Source organism: Sphingobium sp. TomTYG73, assembly GCF_055394245.1.
Genome location: NZ_AP027340.1, coordinates 835,216 through 860,496, shown reverse-complemented (window position 1 = coordinate 860,496; position 25,281 = coordinate 835,216). Strand labels below are relative to the sequence as shown.

27 protein-coding genes and 1 riboswitch are annotated in these 25,281 nt (G+C 60.8%); of the genes, 14 read left to right on the top strand and 13 right to left on the bottom strand.

Annotated features, from left to right (window positions below; genetic code table 11):
* Positions 1 to 2: 2 nt before the first annotated feature.
* The 4 genes from modA to ACZ5TH_RS16670 form a co-directional block, all read right to left on the bottom strand.
* Positions 3 to 767, bottom strand: coding sequence for a molybdate ABC transporter substrate-binding protein (gene modA, locus ACZ5TH_RS16685; protein ID WP_464795365.1), 765 nt, complete (start codon positions 765 to 767; stop codon positions 3 to 5).
* A 66-nt stretch (positions 768 to 833) separates the two neighbouring features.
* A complete protein-coding gene (locus ACZ5TH_RS16680; protein ID WP_464795364.1) occupies positions 834 to 1,376 on the bottom strand; it encodes a septal ring lytic transglycosylase RlpA family protein in 543 nt (180 codons plus the stop codon).
* 344 nt (positions 1,377 to 1,720) lie between these two features.
* Positions 1,721 to 1,894, bottom strand: a complete 174-nt coding sequence (locus ACZ5TH_RS16675) for a hypothetical protein (protein ID WP_449468995.1) — start codon at positions 1,892 to 1,894, stop codon at positions 1,721 to 1,723.
* Between the two features lie 102 nt (positions 1,895 to 1,996).
* Positions 1,997 to 2,548 (bottom strand): hypothetical protein, encoded by a 552-nt coding sequence (locus tag ACZ5TH_RS16670; RefSeq protein WP_464795363.1) that lies wholly within the window; start codon positions 2,546 to 2,548, stop codon positions 1,997 to 1,999.
* Positions 2,549 to 2,678: 130 nt separating this feature from the next.
* Between ACZ5TH_RS16670 and ACZ5TH_RS16665 the strand changes: the two genes are divergently transcribed.
* Positions 2,679 to 2,876, top strand: coding sequence for a hypothetical protein (locus ACZ5TH_RS16665; RefSeq protein ID WP_464795362.1), 198 nt, complete (start codon positions 2,679 to 2,681; stop codon positions 2,874 to 2,876).
* Positions 2,877 to 2,906: 30 nt separating this feature from the next.
* Here ACZ5TH_RS16665 and ACZ5TH_RS16660 read toward each other — a convergent pair whose 3' ends face one another.
* Entirely contained in the window at positions 2,907 to 3,134 is a 228-nt protein-coding gene (locus ACZ5TH_RS16660; RefSeq protein WP_196227162.1) for a hypothetical protein, read from the bottom strand.
* Positions 3,124 to 3,327 (bottom strand): hypothetical protein, encoded by a 204-nt coding sequence (locus ACZ5TH_RS16655; protein ID WP_449469001.1) that lies wholly within the window; start codon positions 3,325 to 3,327, stop codon positions 3,124 to 3,126. Before ACZ5TH_RS16655 ends, ACZ5TH_RS16660 begins: the two co-directional genes overlap by 11 nt.
* A gap of 140 nt (positions 3,328 to 3,467) precedes the next feature.
* On the opposite strand from ACZ5TH_RS16655, the gene ACZ5TH_RS16650 reads away from it, so the two are divergent.
* Positions 3,468 to 4,283: an NmrA family NAD(P)-binding protein gene (locus tag ACZ5TH_RS16650; protein WP_464795361.1), complete on the top strand. Its 816-nt coding sequence runs from the start codon at positions 3,468 to 3,470 to the stop codon at positions 4,281 to 4,283.
* 43 nt (positions 4,284 to 4,326) lie between these two features.
* Here the strand turns inward: ACZ5TH_RS16650 and ACZ5TH_RS16645 are convergent, their stop codons facing one another.
* The 5 genes from ACZ5TH_RS16645 to ACZ5TH_RS16625 all read right to left on the bottom strand — a co-directional run bounded on the left by ACZ5TH_RS16645 (position 4,327) and on the right by ACZ5TH_RS16625 (position 12,618).
* Entirely contained in the window at positions 4,327 to 5,409 is a 1,083-nt protein-coding gene (locus tag ACZ5TH_RS16645) for an enoyl-CoA hydratase/isomerase family protein (RefSeq protein WP_464795360.1), read from the bottom strand.
* 219 nt (positions 5,410 to 5,628) lie between these two features.
* Positions 5,629 to 5,706: riboswitch (cyclic di-GMP riboswitch) on the top strand.
* A 274-nt stretch (positions 5,707 to 5,980) separates the two neighbouring features.
* Positions 5,981 to 7,471, bottom strand: coding sequence for a glycerol-3-phosphate dehydrogenase (glpD, locus tag ACZ5TH_RS16640; RefSeq protein ID WP_464795756.1), 1,491 nt, complete (start codon positions 7,469 to 7,471; stop codon positions 5,981 to 5,983).
* Between the two features lie 30 nt (positions 7,472 to 7,501).
* Positions 7,502 to 9,025, bottom strand: coding sequence for a right-handed parallel beta-helix repeat-containing protein (locus ACZ5TH_RS16635; protein ID WP_464795359.1), 1,524 nt, complete (start codon positions 9,023 to 9,025; stop codon positions 7,502 to 7,504).
* A 163-nt stretch (positions 9,026 to 9,188) separates the two neighbouring features.
* A complete protein-coding gene (locus ACZ5TH_RS16630) occupies positions 9,189 to 11,732 on the bottom strand; it encodes a TonB-dependent receptor (RefSeq protein WP_464795358.1) in 2,544 nt (847 codons plus the stop codon).
* A 112-nt stretch (positions 11,733 to 11,844) separates the two neighbouring features.
* Positions 11,845 to 12,618 (bottom strand): SDR family NAD(P)-dependent oxidoreductase, encoded by a 774-nt coding sequence (locus ACZ5TH_RS16625; RefSeq protein WP_464795357.1) that lies wholly within the window; start codon positions 12,616 to 12,618, stop codon positions 11,845 to 11,847.
* A 438-nt stretch (positions 12,619 to 13,056) separates the two neighbouring features.
* Between ACZ5TH_RS16625 and ACZ5TH_RS16620 the strand changes: the two genes are divergently transcribed.
* The 12 genes from ACZ5TH_RS16620 (at position 13,057) to ACZ5TH_RS16565 (ending at position 24,011) form a co-directional block, all read left to right on the top strand.
* A complete protein-coding gene (locus ACZ5TH_RS16620; RefSeq protein WP_464795356.1) occupies positions 13,057 to 14,706 on the top strand; it encodes a class I adenylate-forming enzyme family protein in 1,650 nt (549 codons plus the stop codon).
* A 14-nt stretch (positions 14,707 to 14,720) separates the two neighbouring features.
* Positions 14,721 to 15,590 (top strand): amidohydrolase family protein, encoded by an 870-nt coding sequence (locus ACZ5TH_RS16615; protein ID WP_464795355.1) that lies wholly within the window; start codon positions 14,721 to 14,723, stop codon positions 15,588 to 15,590.
* Positions 15,591 to 15,607: 17 nt separating this feature from the next.
* Entirely contained in the window at positions 15,608 to 16,711 is a 1,104-nt protein-coding gene (locus ACZ5TH_RS16610) for a Rieske 2Fe-2S domain-containing protein (protein ID WP_464795354.1), read from the top strand.
* A gap of 171 nt (positions 16,712 to 16,882) precedes the next feature.
* Positions 16,883 to 18,388: an amidase gene (locus ACZ5TH_RS16605; RefSeq protein WP_464795353.1), complete on the top strand. Its 1,506-nt coding sequence runs from the start codon at positions 16,883 to 16,885 to the stop codon at positions 18,386 to 18,388.
* Between the two features lie 16 nt (positions 18,389 to 18,404).
* Positions 18,405 to 19,163 (top strand): SDR family NAD(P)-dependent oxidoreductase, encoded by a 759-nt coding sequence (locus tag ACZ5TH_RS16600; protein ID WP_464795352.1) that lies wholly within the window; start codon positions 18,405 to 18,407, stop codon positions 19,161 to 19,163.
* A 126-nt stretch (positions 19,164 to 19,289) separates the two neighbouring features.
* Positions 19,290 to 19,769 (top strand): Lrp/AsnC family transcriptional regulator, encoded by a 480-nt coding sequence (locus tag ACZ5TH_RS16595; RefSeq protein ID WP_196227172.1) that lies wholly within the window; start codon positions 19,290 to 19,292, stop codon positions 19,767 to 19,769.
* Entirely contained in the window at positions 19,766 to 20,251 is a 486-nt protein-coding gene (locus tag ACZ5TH_RS16590; protein ID WP_460988963.1) for an Lrp/AsnC family transcriptional regulator, read from the top strand. Before ACZ5TH_RS16595 ends, ACZ5TH_RS16590 begins: the two co-directional genes overlap by 4 nt.
* A gap of 223 nt (positions 20,252 to 20,474) precedes the next feature.
* Positions 20,475 to 21,533, top strand: coding sequence for an acyl-CoA dehydrogenase family protein (locus tag ACZ5TH_RS16585; RefSeq protein ID WP_464795351.1), 1,059 nt, complete (start codon positions 20,475 to 20,477; stop codon positions 21,531 to 21,533).
* On the top strand, positions 21,530 to 22,708 hold the full coding sequence (locus ACZ5TH_RS16580) for an acyl-CoA dehydrogenase family protein (protein ID WP_464795350.1): 1,179 nt from the start codon (positions 21,530 to 21,532) through the stop codon (positions 22,706 to 22,708). Before ACZ5TH_RS16585 ends, ACZ5TH_RS16580 begins: the two co-directional genes overlap by 4 nt.
* A gap of 3 nt (positions 22,709 to 22,711) precedes the next feature.
* Entirely contained in the window at positions 22,712 to 23,137 is a 426-nt protein-coding gene (locus ACZ5TH_RS16575) for a PaaI family thioesterase (protein ID WP_464795349.1), read from the top strand.
* Positions 23,134 to 23,505, top strand: a complete 372-nt coding sequence (locus ACZ5TH_RS16570) for a PaaI family thioesterase (protein ID WP_464795348.1) — start codon at positions 23,134 to 23,136, stop codon at positions 23,503 to 23,505. The genes ACZ5TH_RS16575 and ACZ5TH_RS16570 overlap by 4 nt, the downstream gene beginning before the upstream one ends.
* Positions 23,506 to 23,678: 173 nt before the next feature.
* On the top strand, positions 23,679 to 24,011 hold the full coding sequence (locus ACZ5TH_RS16565) for an SWIB/MDM2 domain-containing protein (RefSeq protein ID WP_464795347.1): 333 nt from the start codon (positions 23,679 to 23,681) through the stop codon (positions 24,009 to 24,011).
* A 97-nt stretch (positions 24,012 to 24,108) separates the two neighbouring features.
* Here the strand turns inward: ACZ5TH_RS16565 and ACZ5TH_RS16560 are convergent, their stop codons facing one another.
* Together ACZ5TH_RS16560 and ACZ5TH_RS16555 are read right to left on the bottom strand one after the other, a co-directional pair.
* A complete protein-coding gene (locus ACZ5TH_RS16560) occupies positions 24,109 to 24,801 on the bottom strand; it encodes a cytochrome b/b6 domain-containing protein (protein WP_464795346.1) in 693 nt (230 codons plus the stop codon).
* Positions 24,801 to 25,262 carry a c-type cytochrome gene (locus tag ACZ5TH_RS16555; protein WP_464795345.1) on the bottom strand — a complete coding sequence of 154 codons (462 nt, stop codon included), beginning with the start codon at positions 25,260 to 25,262 and terminating at the stop codon, positions 24,801 to 24,803. Before ACZ5TH_RS16555 ends, ACZ5TH_RS16560 begins: the two co-directional genes overlap by 1 nt.
* Between the last annotated feature and the right edge of the window lie 19 nt (positions 25,263 to 25,281).

The window sequence follows — 25,281 nt, the reverse complement described above, 5'->3', positions numbered from 1 at the left end:
CGTCAATGCGTTCCAAAGCCGTAGCTGTGGAAGATCGCCTTGCCGCGTGGCGACAGGAGAAAGCGGTGAAATCCTGCCGCTTCGGGATGGGTGGAGCGGCTTAACAGTGCCAGTGGATAGGTAATTTTCGGGTGGCTGGCCGCAGGAAAGATGCCCACTATACGGACGGCGTTCGTGGCCCGTGCATCGGTTTCATAGACGATGCCAAAGGGCGCCTGCTTTCGCTCCACCATCGCAAGAGCCGCCCGGACGTTTTCCGCCGCCGCCACTTTACCGTATAGCGCTGGCCAGACGCCGAGTGCCACAAGCGCGGCCTTGCCATATTTTCCGGCAGGAACGCTGTCCGGGTCAGCCATTGCGAGGCGGCCAGTGCCGATCGCACGGGCGAGGGGGAATCCACGGCGGATCGCCATTTTCGTTCCGCTGCCCGCTGGAGCGATCAGGACGAGGCGGTTGGTAAGCAGCGGAACACGGGTGCCACGGCGGACCAGCCCTTTCGCGGCGATGGCGTCCATCCAAGGTTCATCCGCCGATAAAAACAGGTCCGCAGGCACCCCGGCCTCTATTTGCCGGGCGAGGGCGGAAGAGGCGGCGAAGGACAGGATTGGTCGGTCATGCCCCTGCGCCGTCCAGGCATCGGCTGCGGCGGTCAGCGATTCCTGGAGGCTGGCGGCGGCCAATATCAAAGGCCCGCGTTCGCGCGCTTCAGCGGGCTCAACCGCAAAGCCGGTAACGAGCAGAAGGAGCAGAACAAGGAACCGATGCATGCGACGCCTGACGCTTAAGGTATATATGTCGCTATACAGCGGTTGGCCGTCAAGGCGAGGCCAAATTCAACGCGGTGAAAGAAGGCGGCGGCGCTGCGCCGCAAGGGCTTCACCGGAGAGCGGCGGTCGTTTGCGCGCTTCCTTGCCTTTGCGCAGGCGCTGGCGATCCTTCTCCGCGGGCTCGGCGAGCCTGACACGCACTGCGCTTTGCCCTTGATTGCGTATTCCGAGTGCTTCCGCCGCTCCTCGGGAAAGGTCGATGATCCGCCCGCGCGTAAAGGGACCGCGATCGTTGACGCGAACCAACACGGTGCGGCCGCTGCCAAGCTCCGTCACCTCTACATAGGAAGGCAGCGGCAAGGTAGGATGGGCCGCGCTGATCCCGCCCGGCCGGAACTTCTCTCCGCGCGCTGTACGGTTGCCTGATTCAGTTCCATACCAGCTGGCATAGCCGACTTCATCATAGCCCGGTTGTTGGGCGGGAACATAGGTGACGCCGCGCACCGTATAGGGCGGCCCGACACGAACCGGCGTGTCCGATACGGGCTGATACGAAGCGCACCCAGCGATGAACAGGGCAGGCAGGAGCGGCAAAAGGGAGGATCGCATGGTTGCGTCATAACGGCACAGCGGCGGCCTGCTCAAGCCCTGCTGATATCGGGATAGTCAGGCGCGATTCCATGGGGATAGCGTGGCTTTCCGTCAACTCTCCTAAAGGAGATTTGGCGTCGTCCCAAATCGCCGGACTTGCAGCATTAAGCGTCAGTGTTCGCGGAGGCGCACCATTGTAGAATGCTGCTCAGTCGCCGGTGCTCGGGGAGCCTGCGGCTTCCGCGAGATCCCCAAATCTCGTGGAACCGGGTCCGGTTGCCCCGACCATTATAAGGTCGAAGCTTTACAGCCGGACCCGACTTTCCTTTAGCCCTGTGTGGGCCGGGACAATGGGCGGCCAATCATGGTTTGGGACGGCGGTCCTTTTCGCGGTCTGCTTCATCGATCGCCCTTATCAGGTCGTCGAAGGCGCCGTCGCGCGGGAGCGGGAACAGCCGGGAAAAACTTTCGCCAAGCCGATGAATATCGTTCTGCGTCAGCAGCCCTATCGCAACAATCTCTTCACGGGCGTCCATTCAAGACCCCTCCTGAATGACGATAACGATGGAAAGTCGATCTGGTGCCAAGCTGTTGGCGGAAAGCGGTAAAAATCCTTATCTTTTTGGCGGGTTGATCGATCATGACGCGCGCCAACGTTCGAGCGCGGTGTCATATTTGCGGCGTTCGTTTTCCACGCGGCGGGCCAACAGCCGATAGGCGACCTGCTGCTGCTGGCGCAACTGTTCGATCTGGGCGCGAAGCTGTGCCTGTTTCTCTTCGAGTTTTTTCAACGCCGCCCTGTCTTCTTCCTCCTGCAGGGCGAGGGCTTCTTCCGCCCTGTCGAGTGGTTCACGACTGGGTCGTGGTGTTGCAGGGTATGCGCGCTTCGGCGGGGAGTTGGGAGGAGTCGCTTTTCCCGGACGGGATTTCGCCCCGCCGGGTTGCTGCGGTGATTTGGCAAGGGAGGCCAAATGTTCCGCCTCACTGCCGCGTGGTCGTTTGATGATCTTGCCGGGATTGGCGAGGGGTTCCTGCATTAATTCTGCTTCGGTGACTTGCTCGGCAGAACCGCGCGCGAAAAGATTGGCGTCGGCGCCCCACGCTTCCAGCGCCGCCTTTTGACTGGGCGTAGCGACATAGGCGTCGTGGAAGCCGATAGGGGTGCGATAGACCTTGAGCGCGCGTGCCATGGTGGCTGAACGCCTTCGATGGCATTGGGGTGCCGGGCTAACCGACATGCCCATGTTAGCGCCAGCTTCGCTCATGGATATCTGCTGCCGTCGCGGCGTTGATCAAGGATAGCAGCAAAAGGAAGAGTCGATGCAGCAGAACAGGAAGAGCGGCCAATCATCTGACCAACCGGCAGAAGGAAGGGACGATACACCGCCGCCGGAACGGGGATCACCGCTGGCCGACGGCGATCAGGAAAGCGGCGAAGCGGAGAAAAGGATCGAAAAAGGCGAAGTGAAGGATCCCAACCCGCTGGCACCGCCAGTTAATACGCAAGCAGGCAGTTGATGAGATTGGCCTGAATGGCGGGCCGTCACTTCAGCCGCTGATCACCGGATAACGCATTCTAAGGTCATCCATCAGCCCTTCGATCACCGAAACCTCATGGAAGGTGCCCGTTGGCGTGATCGTCCAGTTGCAATGCGGATGGGTAGCGCGGCTGTAGAGGCGAACGGCGCCGAGTACCTTGCGCCAGTGATGCTTGCTGCGGCCGTGGTCGCGAACAAGGCGGGCGACGAGAAGATCGGTGATTTTGTCAGACGTCATCTTCGGCTTTCTCTCCGCCGATCCAGCGGCCGGGCAATTCGATATAGGCTTCCAGTTCGCGCCAGTGGCGGTCCCAACCGGGGCCACGACGGTCCTCCGGCACATAAGCCTCAACCATGCGACGGGCGCGGGCCACGACATTGTCGGGCGGCGTGCGCAGGCGATCGAGAATGTGGCGGATATCCTCGCTCATGACGGGCTGATAGCCTGTCCTCGGCCAACGCGCCAGTCGCCGGGAGAGGGGCCATTATAGTAACTCTTCGTGGACAAAGCGCGCGCCAGGTTACATTCATCGTTGTAATTGAGATGCTGATTGCAGCCGAGGGGATAGAAATGAGCCAGAAATCGACCATTCTCATCGTCGGGGGCACCGGTAAGACGGGTCGTCGTCTGGCCGATCGTTTGACGGCTCTTGGTCACACTGTCCGCATTGGTTCACGGAGCGCGGAGCAGCCGTTTCTGTGGGAAGAGGAGGCCAGCTGGAAACCCCTGCTGGAGGGCGCGGATGGCCTTTATATCGCGCATCATGACAATACGCATCCCGATGCTGGTGCGCAGATTGGGCGGCTTGCACAGCTTGCGCTGGATTGCGGGGTAAAGCGGCAGGTGCTGCTTTCCGGCCGAGCCGATGAGGCATTTCTGGATGCGGTTGAAGGCGGATTCAGGGCGAGTGCGGCGGACTGGACAGTCCTGCGTCCGGCATGGTTCATGCAGAATTTCTCGGAAATGTTCTTCCTCGACGCGGTGCTGGCGGGTGAGATCGTGCTGCCGGTCGGTGACGCGACCGAGCCGTTTATCGATATCGAAGATGTCGCTGCTGTCGCGGCAGCGGCGTTATTGGACGGTCGACATAGTGGACAGGTCTATGAGCTGACCGGCCCGGAATCGGTAGGCTTTGAAGCAGCCGCCGATGCGTTGACGAAGGCGACGGGACGGAAGATCAGCTTCACCCCCATTCCCTTCGACACATTTCGGGAGTCGATCCTGTCGAACGGTTTGCCTGAAGAATATGCCTATACCTATTCTGGTATCGCCGACGGCAAGTTGGCCTATGTCACGGATGATGTTGAGCGGGTATTAGGCCGGAAACCGAGACGCTTTTCCGAATATGCGCAGGATGCGGCGGCTAGCGGCGTTTGGGATGTGTGATTGATTGGCGGGGCTTAGAGCGGGACCCCCGATTAAGGCCCGTTCACTCTCCGAGTTCGGGAAGCGGCGTCCATTCCCTGTCCGGGGCGAGTGGTGCGAAGATGCTGTCGATAAGCGCATTCGTCACCTCTTCGGGAGTGGCCGGGTTCCATTTCGGCGCATTGTCCTTGTCGAAGATGACGGCGCGTACGCCTTCGATGAAGTCGGGGTGGCGGATGACGTGGCAGGCGATGCGATATTCATTGCGCATGTTGGCCGCGAAGTCGGTAAAGGCCGCTCCCTCTGCCATTTGCCGCAGGGCGACCTTGATCGTCTGGGGCGATTTGGTGGCGAGAACCGCCAGCTGCGCGCGCGCCCATTCCGATCCGTCAGTGCGCAGGGCGTCGAGGATGTCTTCGTAGTGGTTGGAGGCGAACAGCCGGTCAATGTTGGCCCGCTGTGCTTCCCAAGGGGAGAGGGGCGGTGGGTCGCTCATCTCGTCTAGGATTTCGCCGATGCCGTCGGGGTCGGCGATGATCCGGGCCTTGACTGCGTCGAGCTTTTCCGAGGCCATATAATGGGTGGCGATGCCGATCGCTGCGCAGTCCGCTCCATTGATGCGGGCTCCGGTGGTGGCGAGCCATGTGCCGGTGCGGCCAGGCATGCGCGGCAGGAACCAGCCACCGCCGACGTCAGGGAAAAGGCCGATGCCTGTTTCGGGCATGGCGTAGACGGTTCGCTCGGTCGCGATGCGGAAGCGCGCCGGATCGGATATGCCGACGCCTCCGCCCATGACTATGCCGTCGATGAAGGCGATCACGGGCTTTTCATATGTGAACAGCAGATGGTTCAGCCGATATTCGGTGTGGAAGAAGCGCTCCGCGTCCGAACAGTCGCCTTTCGCGCTGTGGGCGATCATGGCGATGTCGCCGCCCGCGCAGAAGCCGCGCGACAATTTGGGGTCGCCATCGGGGGATGGGGCGTGATCGAGCATGACGGCGGACACATCATCATCGTGATGCCAGGCGAGCAGGGCGTCGATCATGGCGGCGCACATTTCGGTCGTCAGCGCATGGATCGCCCTTGGCCGGTTCAGGCGGATGCGGCCGACGCCATTTTGCACGAAGATGATCAACTGATCCGTCATTCCTTATCCCACCTATTTCGCTGCGCCGCATGATGCTGTTATCGGTTCAGATCGTTCCGGGGAAGGGCCTCGGGAGGTGGTGGGAAGAGATGAACAACTACAGATGGATCGTCGGCGAAGTTATCAGGCCACATCTTTTTTTGGCCACAAATGTTTGACCTGACGCGATAATTCGGTTAAATAATCCCCAAGGCAGAGAAGCGCGCTGCGGCGAGTGATCTGACGAAAAGGCAAACTGCTGGTGACGGCAGGACGCAAAGCTTCCGGTCTCTTGATTGAGACAGCGGGGTTACCGAAACAGGACATGACGCGATGAAACCGCTTATTCCTTTTTTCTCCATTCCTGAAATTTGGGCCGCCTGGCCACGCGATTTGCCGTCGGGACTAAATTAGTCATCCGTTCGGGCTGGCGCAGGATATCGATCGAGCCTGCCGGTCCCGGTTACAGACATACCGCGATTATGCGCGGGATAGTCCCGCCATGTCGCACTGCCTCAACTCCCTCGGGTCGCACTGTGGGAGAGAAGCACAGCGTCCCAAAGACCCATCTCCCCACCCGGGGCGCTGTGCTTCACTCATTCCGGACGTCGGATCGGCACGAAATAGGACCGTCGAGATAGCGGGCAAGCGCCTCGCTGGCTTCCGGCGTCAAGTGTAGGCCGAGCTTGCTGCGGCGGTAGAAAATGTCCTCTGGGGTCTGTGCCCATTCTTCCCTGACAAGATAGTCGACTTCGGCACGGCTGAGGTCGCCGCCGAACATCTCCCCCAGATCGTCCAGCGTTTCAGCTGCGCCCAGCAATTTCAGGGCGCATGTGCCGTAGGCGCGGGCAAGGCGGTGGAGGAGCGAATGGGGCAGGGCGGGATATTGGCGCTCCAATTCTTGCACGAAGGCGCTGAAGTCCCCGTCGGGCATGTCCCCGCCTGGGAGCGGTGCGTTCGCGGTCCAGGCGCCTCGCATCTCGACCCCTTGGGACGCGAGGAGGTCGAGCGCCTGCTCGGCCAGTTTCCGGTAGGTGGTGATCTTGCCGCCGAAAATGCTGAGAAGGGGAGCGCCTTCGCTGTCGAGGTCGAGGACATAGTCGCGGGTGACGGCGGACGCATTGCCCGCCTGATCGTCATAAAGCGGGCGGATGCCTGAATAGGACCAGATTATGTCTTCGCGCGCGATTTTCCGGGCGAAATAGCTGTTTGCGACGCCCAGCAGATAGTCGGTCTCGGTCTCGCTGATTTGTGGCTTGCCCGGTGGATCGTGCCACTCTTGCTCGGTCGTGCCGATCAGCGTGAAGTGATGTTCATAGGGAATGGCGAAGATGATGCGGCCGTCAATATGTTGGAGCGTGAGGGCATGGTCGCCTTCATGGAGGCGCGGGACGACTATATGACTGCCTTTTACGAGGCGGACTTTCCGGCGGCTGGCGAGACCGGAGCGGGTGATGATGTCGGCGACCCATGGACCTGCGGCATTGACCAATATGCGTGCGCGCACTTCCTTCACGCCATGCGCATCCTCGATGGTGGCTGACCAGACTGACCCATCCCGGCGGGCGTGGAGCAGGCGTGTGCGGGTCTCAATTTGCGCGCCGCGTTTGGCGGCGTCCATCGCGTTCAGCACCACCAGGCGGCTGTCCTCGACCCAGCAGTCCGAATAGAGGAAGCCGCGTCCCTTGCGGTTTGCAAGGCTGTTTCCCAAAGGCGATCGATCGAGCGCGATAGTGCGTGTTCCGGGCAGCTTTTTCCGTCCGCCGAGATGATCGTAGATAAAGAGACCGAGGCGCACCAACCATGCCGGGCGCGTCGAGAGGTTCTGCGGCATCAGGAAGGCGAGCGGCCAGATGATGTGAGGCGCCATGCGCCAAAGCCGTTCCCGTTCGATCAGGGATTCACGGACCAGCCGAAACTCGCCATATTCGAGGTAGCGCAAGCCGCCGTGGATCAACTTGGTCGACGCGGACGAGGTTTGGCTGGCAAGATCGTCCTGTTCCACCAGAAGGAGCCGGTAGCCCCGCCCAGCCGCGTCGCGCGCGATGCCGACGCCGTTTATTCCCCCGCCGACGATCAGCATGTCATAAAGAGGTGGCGTGGCCAAGATCCTCTACCTCCGCGCTTCTGAAACATGAAGGCGGCGGGGCTGCTTCAGTTTCACGAAAGTCCCGAGTTCGCGGCGCAGCATTCCCAGCATCCAGAGCCGATGGCTTGCGATATATTCGGGAAAGCCGTCCGGTTTTGCGGGGTCGAAAACGGGCACCTGCCAGTCCGCAGGCTGTTCTTCATAGGTGGTTTCGTTCTGGGCGGCACCGTCATCGGGGGCATCGACGTGACTGCCCAGATAGCTGTTGCCTTTGAACCGGAAAGACTCCGCTGGGTCAAAGCCCGCCTTGATCAGATAGTCAGGGCCGTTGCGCCCAATCTCGCTGCCATAGCGGGCAGTCCCCGCGACCTTGAACACATTGCTGCGGAAGCGGACGCCGCGCGCCCATCCGTCCCATTGCGTCGCGACGACCATCTGGACGTCCATCGCCTTTCCGACGTGGACGACATTTTTCTCGATCAGCGCGTCTGACACATTGCCCGCGATCTGGAATATGCGCGTGCCGTCATTGCGGCTGACGTTGAAGCGGGCGACTGTCCCGTGATTGCCGATATTGGCGCTGTCGTCCTGGCCGGGCGAGCAGATGAGCAGGAAGCCGCCTGCATTGTCATGGCTGTAGTTGTAAAGGAACGTCGTGCGGCGGGAGTTGAAATCGGAATCAAAGCCCTGACCATCGTAGCGGGTTCGGGTATAGGCGGCCTCATTGAGCTGTATCAGGCTGTTGTCTGTGCTCCACTGCCAAATGCCTGCATTATAGCCGGGCGCGCGGCTGCCCGCACGGCGCACGATATTATGTTCGATGAGCGCGCCATTGGTGCCCCGTGGCACGATGCCGTCGCCGCCCACATCCTCCACATAATTGTCGCGAATGACGACCTTTTGGCTGGGAAACCAGTTGGAGGATGTCACCTGATCGCTGATCCCGGCTATGCCGGATCGATCGACGCGCCAGACGATGTTGCGTTCGATGATGAGGTCGTCGAAACGGGTCGGCAGCTTTTGCCCGGTGGCGCGGAAGACTATGCCGCCATTATCCTTTCGGTCGTTGGTCCCGCGTACATCGTGAATGTACATGTCGCGAATACGGATGCCGCGCGTGATGCCGCGATCCTCCGCCGATATGAGAAGGCCGGTGCGGTGGGCGGGAAGCGGGCTGTCGTTCGTGACTTCGAGGCCGCTGACCGTCACATAATCCGCATTGATGATGCCGACGGCATGGGGAGAAACGCCGCCTGCATCAATGCGCGCGCGAGGGCCTGTTCCGTCAGAGGTGACAGTGATGGGCGCCTTTTCACTGCCCGACCGGCTGAGGGTAAGAGGTTCCCGCCATACCGATCCCGCCAACAGCTTGACCTGATCGCCGGGTTGCAGCGGGAAAGTCGATAGGCGGGAGAGAGAGCGCCAAGGTTGCGTTGGTGAGGTGCCGTTGAAGCTGTCGTCGCCCTGCGTGGAACTGACATAATAGGTTTCGGCATTGGCTGTCGCAACGAAGCCTGAAGACAGGGCAAGAAAGGATGCGGCGGCCAATGATTTCAGCAAGTTCGGCGTATCCCTTCGCAATAGGTCAGCTTCTTGTTTTAGCGCAATGAGGCTGAATGCGAAGTGAAATGATCGCCGAGGTCAGGCAGAAAAAAGGCCCCGCCTCCGGGAGGAGGCGGGGCATGGGAGGGCGGGATGGCGCCGGAAAGCGTTAGAATTTCGCGCCGACGGTGATGCCGTAGGTCCGCGGTTCGGCATAATATCCCCCCGCATAGCCGAGCTGGCCGAAGTCGATGCCGCGAGCAAAATCCTTCGCGTTGGTGAGGTTCTTCACCCACAGGCGGACTTCGCCTTCGCCCGTCCCCAGCGGAATGCCGTCGACGCTGATCTGTGCATCGATCAGGTCGATATTATCGCCCTTGATCTGTTCGTTGAACGGCGAACCGAGGCTGCTGCTGAAATTATATTTGCCGTCTTCATGCGTATAGCCGATCCGGCCGCGCAGGGTGGCATTGCCCCAGTTCAGCGGGAATTGCGCATTCAGTGCCACATTGGCGGTCAGCGGTGACGTATAGCCGGGCGTTGCGATCGACGCGATGTTGACCGGCGGCTCCCCGGTCACAGGCGACTGTCCGGCGAGAAACTCCTTATATTTAATGTCGATATAGCCGATGCTGCCATCGATCGAGAAGTTGTCGGAAAGGACTGCCTGCGCTTCCGCTTCCACGCCGTTATAAACGACCTTGCCCGCGTTGATGATGCGGGTGGCGAACGTGCCCGCTGGAGCGTCGGTGACGGGGCCGATGACAGCCAGATTGTCGTAGATGTTGTGATAGGCCGCGACGTTCAGGCGCAGGCGGCGGTTGAACAATTCCGTCTTTGCCCCGATTTCGTAGGAGGTCACCTTCTCCGGCTCGAAGCTACCCAGCTGGTTGGTGCCGGTGAGCGCGGGGTCCTGAGAATTGAAGCCACCCGAGCGATAGCCTGTGGCGGCGCGGGCATAGAGGTTGATGCCATCGGCGACATCGTAGCCGGCCATCAGGTTCCAGGTGAACTTGCTGAACTTCGCAGCACCATATTCGGGGACGGGAGGCGGCGCCGCACCGTTCTGGAGACGGATCATCTTCTTTTCGTCCCAGGTGTATCGGCCGCCAGCCGTCAGGCGGATGCCGCTGTCACGACCACCCGGATAGAAGGTGAACTGGCCGTAGAGTGCGGTGCTCTCGCTCGATGTGGTGTAGTTAAGCCGGGCAAGCGTCTGGACGAGCCGGTAACGGGCTGGGTTGGCAGCGGCGAAGCCCGGTCCAAGAGGACCGAAATTGGCGAGGAAGACCGAATTGGTGTCCAGGATGAAGCCGCTATTTTGACGACCATTCTCGGAGCCCTTCTCCCAGAAGTAGAAGCCGCCGACGACCCAGTCCAGCGAACTGCTGTCGCCGGAAATTTCGACTTCCTGGCTGAACTGCTTGTGGCGCCGCTTATTGTCGACGGAGAACAGATCCTGGCTGATCGTCGGCACCGGCGCTGCGGAGATGAACGGAATGGCTGCTGCCGGTATGGTAGGGATGAACTGCAACAGCGATGCGGGCATGCCGTTGAACAGTGTCGCGTTGGAGAAAGCCGGGCCGCTGAACGCGCCGATCCCGTCCAGATCGGTGACGCCGTCGCTGTTCCAGAAGCGATAGCCGGTCGTTGTCTTGACCTTGAAGCCGCCAAAATCATTCTGGACTTGCAGATTATGACCCCAGGTCTTGTCGGTAGCGCTGCTGAGGATGTTGTTGCAGACCTTATGACGATAGGTGCGCGAGGGGACCGCCAGTGCCGCGCATTCCGGGTCCGCGAAGGTTGCCCCCGCCAGATATTGGGCTACCGGCGCCTGCTGCGTCACCACCGCCAGCCGACCATCGACAGTGATCGGGGCGTTGGGCGTACCATCGGCGACATGGGTCAGGATGAAGGGGAGCGGCGTGCCCTTGATACGGTTCCAGTCGAAAACATATTGGATGCTGCCGGTCCCGCCCAGGTCGATTTTGGCGCCAGCGCGAAACGCATCTGACTTGCGCGCACCCGGATCGCGGGAGTTGCGGGGTTGCAGGATGTTGTCGATAACCCCGTCACGTTCGCTATGGCTGTAGGAGAAGGTGGTCGAGATGCCTGCAATCTCACCCGGATCGACGGAGATCTTGCCGTTCCAGGCGTTGAAATTGCCGTAGCCAGCTTCCGCCTTCAGCCGGAAGGTGGATGAGGGCGCGCGGGAAATGAAGTGGATCGCACCGCCCGTCGTGTTGCGGCCGAACAGGGTGCCCTGCGGCCCGCGCAGCACCTCCACCCGCTCAATGTCCATGACGCTGAGGCCCATGGCGCCGCCGCGCGCGATATACACGCCATCCACGTAAAGGCCGTTGGCTGCATCGATGCCGAAGCTCTCGCTGCCGCCGTTCGAGATGCCGCGCATGGAAAAGACGGCCGCGCTGTTGCTGGTGGTGCCCTGCGTCACGACGACGTTGGGCGCAAGGCCGCTCAGATCCCGGCTGTCACGAATGCCGAGCTGTTCCACCTTTTCGGAACTGATCGCGCTGATGGCGATGGGGACATCCTGAAGATTCTGGGCGCGCTTCTGGGCAGTGACGACTATTTCGTCGAGGCCCGGCTCCGAAGGTGTCGCGGTGGTCTGCGCCATTGATTGGCTGGCAAGAGCCAGGCCGCTGACCCCGATGATCAGTTGTAGCGCTGCACATGTATATGTCTTGGCCATCAATATCTCTCCCATAGATATAATAAGGTTTTTAGTTGTGACGAATGCGACCGCGCTGAAGTCTATTTGCGTGTGCCGGACTATTCAGTTCTGGATGCCGCTGGTTTGGGCCTTAGCTGGGCATGTAAAGTTGAGCCGCCTTCCCGCCATCGACGGGTAGAGCTGTTCCCGTGATGTAACTTGCAGCGTCGGACAGCATGAAGACGATGGCATGAGCCAATTCTTCGGGCTGGCCCCCACGCTGCATGGGTATGGCGGCCGTTGTACGGGCGGCTGTGTCTGCTGCGCGTGCCGAGAACAGTTCAGTCGGCGCGGTTTGCACCTGGCCGGGAATGATCGCGTTTATCCTGATTCCGAGTGGCGCAGCCTCCATCGCGGCGGCGGCGGTGAAGTGGACGAGCGCAGCCTTTGAGGCGGAATAGCTTGCCATGTTCACGGTCGCGCGGATGCCGCAGGTCGAGGCGATGTTGACGATCGATCCCTTGCCTGCCGCAGCCATTACTTTCAGCGCCGCCTTGGTGCTGACGAAGGCGGCGTCGCTGTTGACGGCGAAATCCTTGCGCCAATGTTCCAGCGTCAGTTTGCTGATCGGCGCATAATGGGTCGACATGGCATTGTTCACCAGCATGTCGAGGCGCCCGTATTTTTGCGCGGTGCCTTCGACCATCGCCGCAAGGGCATCGGCGTCAGTGACGTCGAGCTGGATTGCTTCGATCCGGCCGCCTTGTGCAGAGATGCTGTCGCGCGCGCTGTCGAGAAGCGCCTGCCTGCGGCCGCAAATGACGACCTGAGCGCCGCGCTGTGCCAACAGTGTGGCGGTCGCGAGGCCGATGCCATCGCTGCCGCCCGTGATGATGGCGACGCGGCCTTGAAAATCCTCTCTCATTCGACGTCCAGAACCTCACCTAAACAGAATCACACTCTTGCCGAGACCGGTGCGATGCGACTCAGGATCATGCAGAATTCGTAATTTGTAAATCTATAAATTACGAATATGGATGTTTCAGGCGCTCGCAACGGATATATGAGAGCATCGGAATGATATCGCGATCCGCTAGTGCTCAAGCCGAGGTTACGCGAGAATCATTTTGGTTTCAGGGCATTTCAGTCACTTCCTTGCGTGGCGGAAGCAGCATGAATGGCAGCCTGAAACGTGCGGAAAAATAATATTGTTGAATTACGCGAATGACGGAATAAAGTCGGTCTCAACAAAAGCAGGCGACGAGTCGAGGATAGAGGATGTCGGGAAGGTGTGGGGGCTGCGGCTCCGGCGCAAACTCCCGTCGAGAAATTCCACGGCGGTAGAGTGATCCCCAAGGATAGCATGAGCAAGATCGACCCAATTTTCGCGACAGTCACCGCGCCAGGCACGCCTTTTGAAATTGGCGAGCAGGATGGGCTGCGTTTTTTCGTGAACGCGCCGTCGGACCTCAATCAATTGGTAGAAGGCGCGCGCCGCTTTGGAGAGCAGATCTGTATCGTTGATTTCGACGGGCCAGCAGGTGAGCGGCGGTTGAGCTTTGCGGACATGTTCGCTTGGCGTGATCAACTGGCCGCCCGATTGGGCATAGAGCGGGGGCAGCGGGTTGCGATCTGCATGCGCAATCGCGCGGAGTGGGTGGTCGCGTTTCTGGCGGTTGTGAAGCAGGGCGGCGTTGCTGCGTTGCTCAACAGCCGCGGGTCGCCCGCCGAACTTCATGCGATGGTCGAGGAGGTTACGCCGGACCTCGTTCTGGCGGACACTGAAAGAGCGGCGTTGCTGCGCGACGGAGGCTATGCGGGGCGTCTGATCGACGTGACGCAGCCGTTGGCGGATGAGACGTCGCCGATCGCGAACGATGCGGCCGCGGGACCGGGCGATCCGTGCGCCATATTGTTCACGTCGGGAACGACCGGGCGGGTAAAGGGCGCGGTGCTTTCCCACCGCAGCCTGATTACCGGATTGCTGGGCACGCAGCTGACCGGAATGATGGTGCTGCACAATATGGCGCGCGAATATGGGGTTCCGGTGGAGGCCATCGCAGCGCAGGTGCCGCCTCAGGCGATTTTGCTGGTTTATCCACTCTTCCACATTTCGGGGTTGGGCGCTGGCTTCCTTGCGCCGTTCCTGTCGGGCGGCAAGATCGTCGTCATGCGCCGCTGGGATGCGGATGAGGCCTTGCGCCTGATCGAGCGGGAGCGGGTGACGCAGCTTTCCACCGTCCCCACCATGTTGTGGGACATGGTGCATCGCGCGCGCAGCAAAGATGCCGACCTTAGTTCCGTGCGGAACATTGGATCGGGTGGGCAGGCGCTGCCGCTCAACCTGCTGGAAGAGGTGCGGGCGCTCTGCCCGCATGCGATGATTGGCGTTGGCTATGGCATGACGGAAACATCGGGCGCGATCGCGCAGGCCGTGGGAGCGGACTTTCTGGCTGCTCGTGCTTCGGCGGGACGGGTGTTGCCGCTGGTAGATTTGCGGATCGAGCGCGAGGACGGCGCGGTCTGTGGTCCGAATGAAACCGGCGAGATCATCGTGCGCAGTGCCATGATCATGAATGGCTACTGGAACAGGCCGGAGGATACGGCAAAGAGCCTTACGCCCGATGGCTGGCTGCGCACTGGTGACATCGGCTATCAGGATGAGGAAGGCTATATCTTCATCGTCGACCGCGCCAAGGACATGGTGATTTCAGGCGGCGAGAATATCTATTGCGCCGAAGTCGAGCGCGTCCTCAGCGAAATGCCGCAGATCACCGAATGCGCGACCTTTGGGATCGCGGACGATCGACTGGGCGAGGCGCTGGTCGCGGTGGTTCAGGCCGATGGTCTGGATGAACGCAGCATCATCGATTGGGTGGCGGGCAGGCTTGCGCCCTATAAGGCACCGGTGCGCGTCGCCTTTTCGGCCAAGCCCCTGCCGCGCAACCAGTCGCAGAAAATCAACAAGATCGCGCTTCGTGCGCTCTGGCCCGAGCTGGCCGAAAACAACTGAACAGGAGAGTTCCCATGGGCATGCCCAAGGACATAAAGATAATCGATTGCATGCTGGGTATTCCGGACGCGGAAGACCGCTCCGCCTGGTTCGATCCCTTCCGGCCGCTGATCAAGGATCAGCAGACGCTCCAGCAATTCGCGATGCCGGCGCAATATATGTTCAAGGACATTCCGCAGACAGGCAAGGTCGATGATTTCGTGTCCTGGACTGTCGAGCAGATGGACCAATATGGCATCGACAAGGCGCTTGTCGGGTGGAACGACAATCCCACATCCTATCGCGCCAAGGAAATGTTCGGGGATCGTTTCTTCTTCGACCTGCCCTGTGACCCCAACAAGGGTATGGAGGAAGTTCGCCGGATCAAGCGCATCCATGCCGAAGTCGGCCTGTCGGCGATCAGCGTGTTCCCGGCGGGCACGCTGCCGCAGGTGGCGATCAATCACAAATATATGTTCCCGCTCTATACGGTTGCCGCCGAGCTGGGTCTGCCCGTGCTGCTCAATGCCGGTATTCCGGGGCCGCGTATTCCGATGGAAACGCAGAAGGTTGAGCATCTGGATGAAGTGTGCTGGTTCTTCCCTGACCTGAAAGTCGTCATGCGCCATGGCGCGGAGCCGTGGGAAGCTTTGGCGGTCAAGCTGATGCTCAAATGGCCGAACCTCTATTATTCGACGAGCGCCTTCGCGCCCAAGCACTATCCAAAGGCGATCATCGACTACGCCAACACGCGTGGCGCCGACAAGATCATCTATGCCGGATATTTCCCCATGGGTCTAAGCCTGGAGAGGATATTCAGCGACATGCAGAACGTCCCCTTCAAGGACGAAGTGTGGCCGAAATTCCTGCGCGAAAACGCCCTCAAGGTCTTTGACCTCAAATAATCTGACGGAGCCTTTCCATGTCGAACCCCGAAACCGCAGGCGCATCCGATGCGCGCACGCCGCCGGTTGCCGTATGGCAGATACTTGAGAAGCTGAAAGGGCAGGATCTGCTCGATTGGCGGCTGGCCGAAGTAAAGGACCGCGCGTCGATCGAAGAGCGTAACTTGAATATCGGCATTCCTTTTGGCTGGTATCCGATCCTGCTCTCTTCGGAATTGCAGGTCGGCGAAGTGAAGCCGCTGCGTTACTTCTCCAAGGATCTGGCGATCTGGCGCGGCGAGGATGGCAAGGTCCGCATGCTGGACGCCTATTGCAAGCATCTGGGCGCGCATATGGGCCATGGCGGCAAGGTGCATGGCAATCTGCTGGAGTGCCCCTTTCACGCCTGGCGCTATGACGGCGACGAGGCGGTGGTGAAGGACGTGCCCTATGCTCGCAATATCCCGCCGCAGGTGAAGCGCAAGTGCACGCGCAACTGGCACATCACCGAAGCGAACCGTTTTATCTGGGCCTGGTATCATCCGCAGGATGAAGCGCCGCTGTTTGACGTGGCGGTACTGCCCGAGGCGAGCGACCCTGAATGGACCGATTATGAGGTTCATGAGTGGAATGTCTGGGGTTCCCTTCAGAATATGGCGGAAAATGGCGTGGACGTTGCGCATTTCCGGTTCATTCACGGGACTGCCAACGTGCCGTTGGGCGAATTGCGCTGGGGCGATTGGGGCCGGGGTGCGGATGTGAAGGCCAAGATGGGCACGCCGTGGGGCGAGGTCGATGGCTGCATCAGCTATGACACGATGGGGCCGGGGCAAAGCTGGACGCGCTTTACGGGTATTTCGGAGACGCTGCTGGTTGCCTGCTTGGCCCCGGTCGAACTGGACCATGTGCATGTCCGCTTCTGCTTCACTCAGCCCAAGGCGCAGGCGGAAGGCGAGCGGGCGGGCGTTGCCAAGGCGATCATCCGCGACATCTGCAAGCAGTTCGATCAGGACAAGGTGGTGTGGGACCGGCAGAAGTTCGAGCCGAACCCGATCATCTGCGATGGTGATGGCCCGATCCCGCAGTTCCGCAAATATTATGCGCGCTATTATGCGGATCAGAGCGCGACAGTAGAGGCATAGCGCGGATACGACCGGCTACACCCACCAGCCCCGTTCGGGCTGAGCCTGTCGAAGCCCTCTTCCTTCTTCAAAAAAAGAGAGTGAGGCCCTTCGACAGGCTCAGGGCGAACGGCGCGGGGGTAGATGATCCCCTAGGCTGTCACGCCAAAAGAACCTCTTGGAGAGATAGAAATGGACATGACACGCCGGGAAACAGTGGCAGGCGGTGCGGCGCTTGTGGGGTTGGCGGGCATTGGCAAGGCTGCGACGCCGCGTTCCACTCCGCTCGACACGCACGACGCCATGGGTCTGGCTGAACTTGTCGCCAAGAAGCAGGTTTCGCCCGGCGAGTTGCTGGAGGCGGCGATCGGCAAGGCGGAGGCGCTGAATCCGCGGTTCAATTTCATGGCGCAGAAACATTATGACTATGGCCGCGCTGCGATCGCCAAGGGTTTGCCGCAAGGGCCGTTTAGCGGCGTTCCCTGGCTGCTAAAGGACCTGAACACCTATATTGCGGGCCTGCCGACTGAGAATGGCAGCCGCTTCTACAAGGGATACAAGCCTGAGCTAACCTCTGAGCTGGTGCGGCGCATCGAGAAGGCCGGGTTCGTCATCTTCGGCAAGACGACGGTGCCGGAACTGGGCCTGACCGGCACGACCGAGAACAAGCTGACCGGGGACACGCGCAACCCGTGGGACGTGAGTCGGATTACGGGCGGATCGTCGGGCGGTGCAGCCGCAGTGGTGGCTGCGGGGGTCCTGCCCGCCGCGCATGCGACTGACGGCGGCGGATCGATCCGCATCCCCGCGTCCTGTTGCGGGCTCTTTGGCCTGAAGCCCAGCCGGGGCCGCGTGCCGATGGGGCCGCCGCGCACCGAAGGCTGGGGCGGACTGTCGGTGCATCATGCCGTCACCCGCAGCGTTCGGGATTCCGCCGCTATTTTGGATGCGACGCAGGGGCCTGAGCCGGGCGGCCGCTATGCCGCGCCGACGCCGTGCGAGACTTTCCTGTCGCAAGTCGGGAAGGCTCCGGGCCGATTGCGGATAGCGTTGATGCTGAATGCGCCTGCTGGATCGCCCGTCGACCCGGAATGCGTGGAAGCGGCCCGCAAGGCGGCGCGGTTGTGCGAAAGCCTGGGCCATCATGTCGAGGAAGCCGCGCCGAAGCTGGACATTGCGGCGATGGGCGCGGCGAGTTTCGTGCTGATCGGCTCATCCGTGGCTGCGGACATGATGGATCGCGCGAAGGCGACGGGCATCGCGATCGGGCCGGATGTGCTGGAGCCGATTACGCTGGGCTTTGTGGGCTATGGGCAGAAGGCGACCGGCATGGACTTTGCCCGAGCCAACAACACGCTGCAGGCAGCGGCGATTGCCATGGCGCAGTTCATGGCGAATTATGATGTGATCCTTTCGCCGACATTGGCCGCTCCCCCGCTGAAGCTCGGGCAGATCAACCTGACGCCTGATGTGGATTTTGCCGGATGGGGACAGCGCGCGGCGGTCTTCTCGCCCTTTACCCAGGTTGCGAACATGACCGGCCAGCCTGCCATGTCGGTGCCGCTGGCCATGTCATCGGCGGGTCTGCCGATCGGGGTGATGTTCATGGGACGCTATGGTGACGAGGCGCTGCTGTTCAGGCTTGCGGGACAGCTGGAAAGTGCTGCGCCTTGGAAGAACAGGCGTCCGGCGATTTAATATATTGGAGAATATGATGCGCGGATTGGAAGGCAAGGCGGGGATCGTCGCGGGCGGCGGGCGCGGTATCGGCGCGGCTACGGCGCGGCGGCTGGTGGCCGAAGGCGCATCAGTTGTGATCGGCGACATTGTCGGCGAGTGGGCGCAAGAGACCGCGCGCGCCATTCGCGAGCAGGGCGGACGGGCGATAGGCGTGGTGCTTGACGGCACGAAGGCGGCGTCTCAGGCGGCGATCGTTGAGGCCGCCTTGTCCGAGTTCGGGCGGCTCGACTTCTACCACAGCAATCTGGCGGGCGGCACCGAAGGCGACATCGATGTGCTGAACTGTTCGGAAGAGGTGCTGGATCGGTCCTTCGCGATCAATGCCAAGAGCCATTTTCTGGCGACGCAGGCGGCGCTTCCAGTGCTGTTGGAGCGTGGGGGTGGCGCGATGATCTACACCTCCTCCGGCGCAGCGATTTCGGGAAACCCGATGCAGGTCGCCTATCCGATGACGAAGAATGCTTTACATGCGCTCGTCCGGCACGTCGCCCGTAAGTTCGGGAAGCAGGGCATCCGCGCCAATGGCATTTGCCCTGGGGTCGTCCTGACCGAAGCGGTGGCCCAGCATCTGACGCAGGATTATGTGGACAATATGCTGGAGAATTTGTCCCACCGTCGCCTTGGCAAGCCCGACGACATCGCGGGTGCGGTCGCGTTTCTCGCGTCCGACGATGGGGAATGGGTTAACGGGCAACTCTGGCATGTGAATGGTGGATCGCTTTTGCGAGACTGAAGACATGCGCCCTGCTTCCAACTCTTGGGTGGTGCTGGCGATGTTGCGGCCGGAGGATGCGCTTTCGATTCGACCTTCTGGCCCTTTGCTGGCAAGAGCAGCGGTTGAAAGAGGTTGAGTGGGTATATGAGCGAGACGTTTGCGTTCGACGAGACGGACCGGAAGATTGTCGAACAGCTGCGGCAAAATGGCCGGGCCACCAATCAGCAGATCGCGGAATCCCTCAACCTGATCGCTTCCACCGTTTCGACGCGCATCCGGCGGATGGAGGATGCGGGGATGCTGCGTGTTGTGGCCGTGTCCGACTTTGCGGTTCATGGCTATCATGTCCTGATCCACCTGGCGGTGCAGGTAAGTGGGCGGTCGGCATTGGATGTAGCGGAAGAACTGGCTGTATTTCCTGAAGTCTTCGCTGCGCATCTGGTGACGGGTAATTATGAGATCAGCCTGCTCCTGACGCTCCGTGACATTGATGAGCTTCCCTCACTGATCACGGATCGTTTGTCGAAGGTGCGGGGAATAAGATCGATGACACCCGCGATTGGGCTCGACATTGTCCGCTATGGCCTGGATACGGCTCCCATCGATCGCAGGAGGCTTGCATGAGGAGGCCGGACCTCGACGAGCTGGATCACCAGCTGATCGACATATTGGCGCAGGACGCGCGCGTGTCCAACCGCAAGATCGCGGCCGATCTTGGCGTGAACGAGGGCACCGTTAGGGGCCGCATCAAGCGATTGCAGCAGGAAAAGCTGATCGCTTTCACCGCGCTGACGGGCTTGAAGCTGGAGAAGGCGACAAATGTGGCTTTCGTCGCGGTGCAGGCGGATGTCAGCCATGTCCGCCAGATCGCGCGCGATATTGCGCATATCCCGCTGGTGAAGGCCGTGATGATCACATTGGGGCCGTGCAACATCATGGCGACATGCCTGTATGATGACCTCGACAACCTTCACAAGATGGCGTCGGGGCAGATTCTGTCGATGGAGGGGGTAAATCACGTCGAAACCTCCCTGGCGGTCAGGACTGTGAAGTTCAGCAACCGCGTAGTTCGGATCACGGACGCACAGACGGTCAGCAGCTTGTAAGGTTCAAGTGAACAGTTAAATTCGGAATTTAAATATTTTTAAATTCCGCATATGAGCGCTTGAAAAGGAAAATAACCTCATATAGCAGGATGTGAGCGGCGTTTGGCAGTATATGGCTGCCGATCGTCAATGGCAGGAGAGAGCCGCCGCGTCATTGGATGGCTGATGTCTCGCACCGCCGGGTGCCGGGGCAGGATCTCCGCCCATATTAAAGGCGGCCGAGATGGAATTCGCATTTACCGACGAACAACAAATGATCGCGGAGACGGCGCGCAGCTTCTTCGCCGAAAATGCCACCAGCGAGCGCACGCGCAAGGCGATGGCGGGCGACGGCATCGATCGGGCGCTTTGGCAGGCTTTCTGTCAGGAACTGGGGCTCTCCGGCATCGGACTTCCGGAAAGCGCGGGCGGCGCGGGCCTAGGCATGGTGGAGCTGGCGATCATCGCTGAGGCGGCAGGCGCTCAGGTGGCGGCATTGCCTATGCTGAGCAGCTTGGCGCAGGCTGCGCAGGCCATCGCAGCTGGCGGTGACTCGGAGCAGCAGGACCAGTGGCTACCGCGCCTGATCTCTGGCGAGGTGATCGGCGGTTATTTCTATGGTGCGGACATCCGGTCGGATGGCGACCGGCTGACGGGCGGATCGCGTTTCGTTGCCCATGGCGCCGCTGCCGACATGATCGTGGTGACGGACATGCGGCAGGTCTGGATTGTCCGCGCGGACGCCCCGGGCGTCAGCGTGACGAGTCAAACGAGCATGGACCAGACCCGTCCCTTGGCTCATGTGCAGCTGGACAATGTGGCGGGCGAGCGGCTTGCCGATCCGGAAGCTGCGCTGGCCGCTGTCCATCGCGCTGGATTCATCGCGGCGGCTTCGGAAGCGCTGGGCGGCGCGCAGGCGTGTCTCGACCGGACTGTTGACTATTCCAAGGAGCGTATCCAGTTCGGTCGGCCGATCGGGTCTTTCCAGGCATACAAGCACAGGCTGGCGGACATGATGGTGGAGATCGAGCAGGCGCGGTCGGCGGTATATTGGGCCGCCTGCGCTGTGGATGAAGGCGCCGAGGAGGCGGAGATGGCCATTCATGCCGCCAAATCCTTTGCCACCGACACATATTTCCGCTGCGCCGGTGATATGATCCAGCTGCACGGGGGGATCGGCTTCACCTGGGAGCATGACGCGCATCTCTATTTCAAGCGCGCCCGTGCGCTTCAGACGATGCTCGGCAACAATGTGTGGCATCGTGAGAAGATCGCCATGATGATCCTGGGAGAAGCGGCATGAAACTCGGATTTTCCCCAGAAGAAGAACTGTTCCGGCAGGAATGCGCCGACTGGCTGAATGGCCAGATGGCGGGCGAATTTCGTGACATCAAGGGCATCACCAAGCTGACCGGCAGCCCGGAACGGCGGAAGGAGTGGGAGCAACAGCTTGCCGCGCATCGCTGGTCCTGCATCGGTTGGCCCTCGCAATGGGGCGGGCGCAACGCGACATTGGCGCAGCAGGTGATCTTTGCCGAGGAATATGCCCGGGCGGGTGTTCCGGGGCGCGTCAACCATATCGGCATCGAGCTTGCTGGTCCCACAATCCTGACATTCGGCACCGAGGAGCAGAAGCAGCGCTTTCTGCCCGGCATTGCGGGCGGCAAGACCATTTTCTGCCAGGGCTTTTCCGAGCCCAATGCCGGTTCGGACCTTGCCAGCGTGCGGACGAAGGCACGGCTTGAAGACGGCCAATGGGTGGTGAACGGCCAGAAAATCTGGACGAGTCTTGCTCATATTTCCGACTGGATCTTCGTTGTGACGCGTACGGAAGAGGGATCGCAGGGGCCGAAGGGCCTCACCTTCCTGATGATGCCGATCGACCAGCCGGGTATAGAGATACGCGGTATCCGCCAGATCAATGGTGATGCGGAGTTCAACGAAACCTTCTTCACTGACGCGCGGTGTCCGGCCGACAGCCTGATCGGCGCGGTGGGCGACGGGTGGCGGATCGCGATGGGCCTGCTGGCCTTTGAGCGGGGCGTGTCGACGCTGGGTCAGCAAATGGGGTTCCGCAATGAACTTGACGAGATCATCGCGGCGGCCAAGGCCAATGGAGCGGCGAATGATCCCTTGATCCGTCAGCGCCTCGCCAAAGCGGAAGTGGGCCTGCGCCTGATGCGGTATGGCGCGTTGCGCATGTTGTCGCAAACTGATCATTCCAAGATCGATGGCGCTGCGCTGACCTACAAGATTCAGTGGGCCAGCTGGCGCCGCGACCTTGGGGAACTCGCCATGGACGTGCTGGGCCAAGTCGGCGAAATCAGCGATCATGCCGAATATGAATGGGATACGCTGCCTAACCTGTTCCTCTTCTCTCGGGCCGACACCATTTACGGTGGCACCAACCAGATTCAGCGCAACCTGATCGCGGAGCGGGGGCTGGGCCTGCCGCGTGAACCGCGCGGGAACGCCTGAACGGTGGAGGAGGAAGATGCCTTCGAGCGATTGAAGAACCTGCCGCCGCGGGGGCATCATGCGTTGCTGGGCATCTATAATGTCGATCATGGACCGGACTGGGCGGAACTGGCGTGTCCCTTCGCTCCCGGGTTTCTGATGGATGCGGACGCTGGCCTGGTATCGTCCGGGCCGATCATATCGCTAGTCGATGCGGCAGCAGGTTCCGCCATCATCGCGCGCACGCGCCAGTGGCGGGGGATGGCTACGCTCGACCTGCATATCGATTATCTGCGGCCAGCAAGGGCAGGGCACAGCCTTCATGCGCGCGCCCATTGCCATCATTTAACGCGCAAGGTCGCTTTCACCCGTTGTGACGTTCATGATGGTGACCCAAAGGCGCCGATCGCCACGGCAACCGCCAGCTTCTTCTTCACGGACGAGTCATGATCGTTCGCACCCCCTATGCGCAGATGCTGGGCATCCGGAGCGTTGCGCTGGATGGCGAAACGGCCGTCCTCATGATGCCCGCTGCTCCGTCGCTCGAAGGGCGGTCGGGGTTTCTATATGGCGGCGTCATCGCCAGTCTGCTGGAACTCGCATGTCTTGAGGCCGTCGCGCAGGATCGGAGGGAGCCTTGGCCCAAGCCGATCAACATGTCGTTCGACTTCCTGCGTGGTGGGCTGATGGTGGACAGCTATGCGCAGGCCCGGCTCATCCGCGTGGGGCGAAGGGTCGTGAACGCCGATGCGATTTGCTGGCAGGCGGATCAGGACAAGCCCATCGCGACGGGTCGCATGCACCTGCTTTTGGACTGAAGCAAAGGCAGAGGGCAACATGGTCGGCCGACCAAAACCGCTTGGCGAGCGGGATGCTTATGTGGCCGATGCCAGGAGAAAGGGGCCTTGATTGCCACATGACAGGCAACTTTTTCGTGCCTCATGACTTGGCATGATCATCAACCCGCTAGCGACCAGCAAGGGAGAAGTTCATGGCGCAGACTCGTGAGCAGCGTGGCGAAAAGGAAACCAAAGCGGCTGTCGCCAAAGTGAAAAAGACAGGCAAGGTCACCGATGGCGCGCGAGGAGGGATCACCGCGCCGGTTACGCCCTCTCCTGAGCTGGCCGACATTATTGGCGATAGCAAGATTCCGCGAAGCGAAGTGGTCAAGAAAATCTGGGCCTACATCAAGGCCAATGACCTTCAAAATCCGAAGGACAAGCGAGAGATATTGGCCGATGGCAAGCTTGAAAAGATATTCGGAGGCAAGAAGGCCAGCATGTTCGAAATGAACAAGCATTTGGCGAAGCATCTCAAGGCTTGAGATGGATATTCAGACGAACTGTGTGAAATGCGTGGAAGGCCCTCTGCGCTGACTGCGAAGAGGGCCTTTCTTATAGCGCATTAGCGTAGGTTGCGTGTCACGCCCGGCCGAACTGGGCGATCAGCAACCACGTTCCGCCCGCAATCAGCAAGAAGAGAATAAGCGCGGACCAGGCCGATGCGAACCGCAGCGTTGGCCGATCTCCTGACCATTTCCGCGTTCCGCTGATCATTGGTCCGACAAGATTGTCGCGCCGATGGACAAGGTAGAAAAGAACGGCGACGACATGAAGAGCCGTGAGGGCAAGAATGGCGTTGAAGATGAAGGCGTGCCATTCCGCCGCGACCCGGCCGGTTTCGAAATCGACCAGATAGGAAAAGGGACCGGACTCCATTCCGTCGATATCCACGGAAAAGAAGCCGAGCCCCACCTGCACCGCGAGGATGGTGATCATGGCGATCACACTCCAGCCGCCAACCGGATTATGGCCAGCTGCTGGGGTGGCGGCCCGGTTGAACATATGGCCGCGGACATAGCGAAGCAGGGTCGATGGGCCGCCAACGAAGTTGGAGAAACGGGCCGTGCTGCTCCCCGCGAAACCCCAGATCAGGCGGAAGAGCAGCAGTGCGAAAATGCTGTAACCGGCTAGCCGATGCCAATCGAGCATGCGTTCTTCAGCCGTCCACCAGGCGAAACCCAGCAGCGGCACCAGCGTCCAGTGAAATAGACGGATCGGCAGATCCCAGATACGCAGGCGCACCGGCGCGCCGCTCACTTCTGCATCCACCATCAAAGTTCCGCGCGGAAACGATCGTGGCAGCTTTTGCAGGTGCCGCCAAGGCTGGTGCGCGCCGCGCCAAGCCCGGCCACATTGCCGCTGGCTGCTGCTGCATCGAGGGCTTTCGAAGCGGTGATCATGTCGCCCTGAAGCTTCACAAACGCTGCGTTATCCTTCCAGATTTCAGGCTTCGCGCGCGTCTTGATGCCCGATTCCGAACCGCTGCCCTTCGGGAAATATTTGGGTAACAAGGCGGCGCGAGTGGCGATATCACGCGCCAGCGGGCGGACGCTGTTCATATCGGGCGATCCGGACTTCAGCTCATCATTGATGCTTTTAAAAGCTCCGCCAATTTCCTTGTAGCTGGCCTGGCGCGCCTTGATCGCGTTGGTGACCGCCGGTGTGGCGGCATAGGCGGCGTAGCTCGCGGCCAAGCCGAGGGTTGCCAAAGCCAGGGAGTAGGGAAGCTTCATCTTCTGCCTCATTCTTTCT

Bases quoted from the DNA above. Each gene is read 5' to 3' on its own strand.
- modA (WP_464795365.1), bottom strand. From the start codon at position 767: ATGCATCGGTTCCTTGTTCTGCTCCTTCTGCTCGTTACCGGCTTTGCG.
- ACZ5TH_RS16680 (WP_464795364.1), bottom strand. From the start codon at position 1,376: ATGCGATCCTCCCTTTTGCCGCTCCTGCCTGCCCTGTTCATCGCTGGG.
- ACZ5TH_RS16675 (WP_449468995.1), bottom strand. From the start codon at position 1,894: ATGGACGCCCGTGAAGAGATTGTTGCGATAGGGCTGCTGACGCAGAAC.
- ACZ5TH_RS16670 (WP_464795363.1), bottom strand. From the start codon at position 2,548: ATGGCACGCGCGCTCAAGGTCTATCGCACCCCTATCGGCTTCCACGAC.
- ACZ5TH_RS16665 (WP_464795362.1), top strand. From the start codon at position 2,679: ATGCAGCAGAACAGGAAGAGCGGCCAATCATCTGACCAACCGGCAGAA.
- ACZ5TH_RS16660 (WP_196227162.1), bottom strand. From the start codon at position 3,134: ATGACGTCTGACAAAATCACCGATCTTCTCGTCGCCCGCCTTGTTCGC.
- ACZ5TH_RS16655 (WP_449469001.1), bottom strand. From the start codon at position 3,327: ATGAGCGAGGATATCCGCCACATTCTCGATCGCCTGCGCACGCCGCCC.
- ACZ5TH_RS16650 (WP_464795361.1), top strand. From the start codon at position 3,468: ATGAGCCAGAAATCGACCATTCTCATCGTCGGGGGCACCGGTAAGACG.
- ACZ5TH_RS16645 (WP_464795360.1), bottom strand. From the start codon at position 5,409: ATGACGGATCAGTTGATCATCTTCGTGCAAAATGGCGTCGGCCGCATC.
- glpD (WP_464795756.1), bottom strand. From the start codon at position 7,471: ATGCTGATCGTCGGCGGGGGAATAAACGGCGTCGGCATCGCGCGCGAC.
- ACZ5TH_RS16630 (WP_464795358.1), bottom strand. From the start codon at position 11,732: ATGGCCAAGACATATACATGTGCAGCGCTACAACTGATCATCGGGGTC.
- ACZ5TH_RS16625 (WP_464795357.1), bottom strand. From the start codon at position 12,618: ATGAGAGAGGATTTTCAAGGCCGCGTCGCCATCATCACGGGCGGCAGC.
- ACZ5TH_RS16620 (WP_464795356.1), top strand. From the start codon at position 13,057: ATGAGCAAGATCGACCCAATTTTCGCGACAGTCACCGCGCCAGGCACG.
- ACZ5TH_RS16615 (WP_464795355.1), top strand. From the start codon at position 14,721: ATGGGCATGCCCAAGGACATAAAGATAATCGATTGCATGCTGGGTATT.
- ACZ5TH_RS16610 (WP_464795354.1), top strand. From the start codon at position 15,608: ATGTCGAACCCCGAAACCGCAGGCGCATCCGATGCGCGCACGCCGCCG.
- ACZ5TH_RS16605 (WP_464795353.1), top strand. From the start codon at position 16,883: ATGGACATGACACGCCGGGAAACAGTGGCAGGCGGTGCGGCGCTTGTG.
- ACZ5TH_RS16600 (WP_464795352.1), top strand. From the start codon at position 18,405: ATGCGCGGATTGGAAGGCAAGGCGGGGATCGTCGCGGGCGGCGGGCGC.
- ACZ5TH_RS16595 (WP_196227172.1), top strand. From the start codon at position 19,290: ATGAGCGAGACGTTTGCGTTCGACGAGACGGACCGGAAGATTGTCGAA.
- ACZ5TH_RS16590 (WP_460988963.1), top strand. From the start codon at position 19,766: ATGAGGAGGCCGGACCTCGACGAGCTGGATCACCAGCTGATCGACATA.
- ACZ5TH_RS16585 (WP_464795351.1), top strand. From the start codon at position 20,475: ATGGAATTCGCATTTACCGACGAACAACAAATGATCGCGGAGACGGCG.
- ACZ5TH_RS16580 (WP_464795350.1), top strand. From the start codon at position 21,530: ATGAAACTCGGATTTTCCCCAGAAGAAGAACTGTTCCGGCAGGAATGC.
- ACZ5TH_RS16570 (WP_464795348.1), top strand. From the start codon at position 23,134: ATGATCGTTCGCACCCCCTATGCGCAGATGCTGGGCATCCGGAGCGTT.
- ACZ5TH_RS16565 (WP_464795347.1), top strand. From the start codon at position 23,679: ATGGCGCAGACTCGTGAGCAGCGTGGCGAAAAGGAAACCAAAGCGGCT.
- ACZ5TH_RS16560 (WP_464795346.1), bottom strand. From the start codon at position 24,801: ATGGTGGATGCAGAAGTGAGCGGCGCGCCGGTGCGCCTGCGTATCTGG.
- ACZ5TH_RS16555 (WP_464795345.1), bottom strand. From the start codon at position 25,262: ATGAAGCTTCCCTACTCCCTGGCTTTGGCAACCCTCGGCTTGGCCGCG.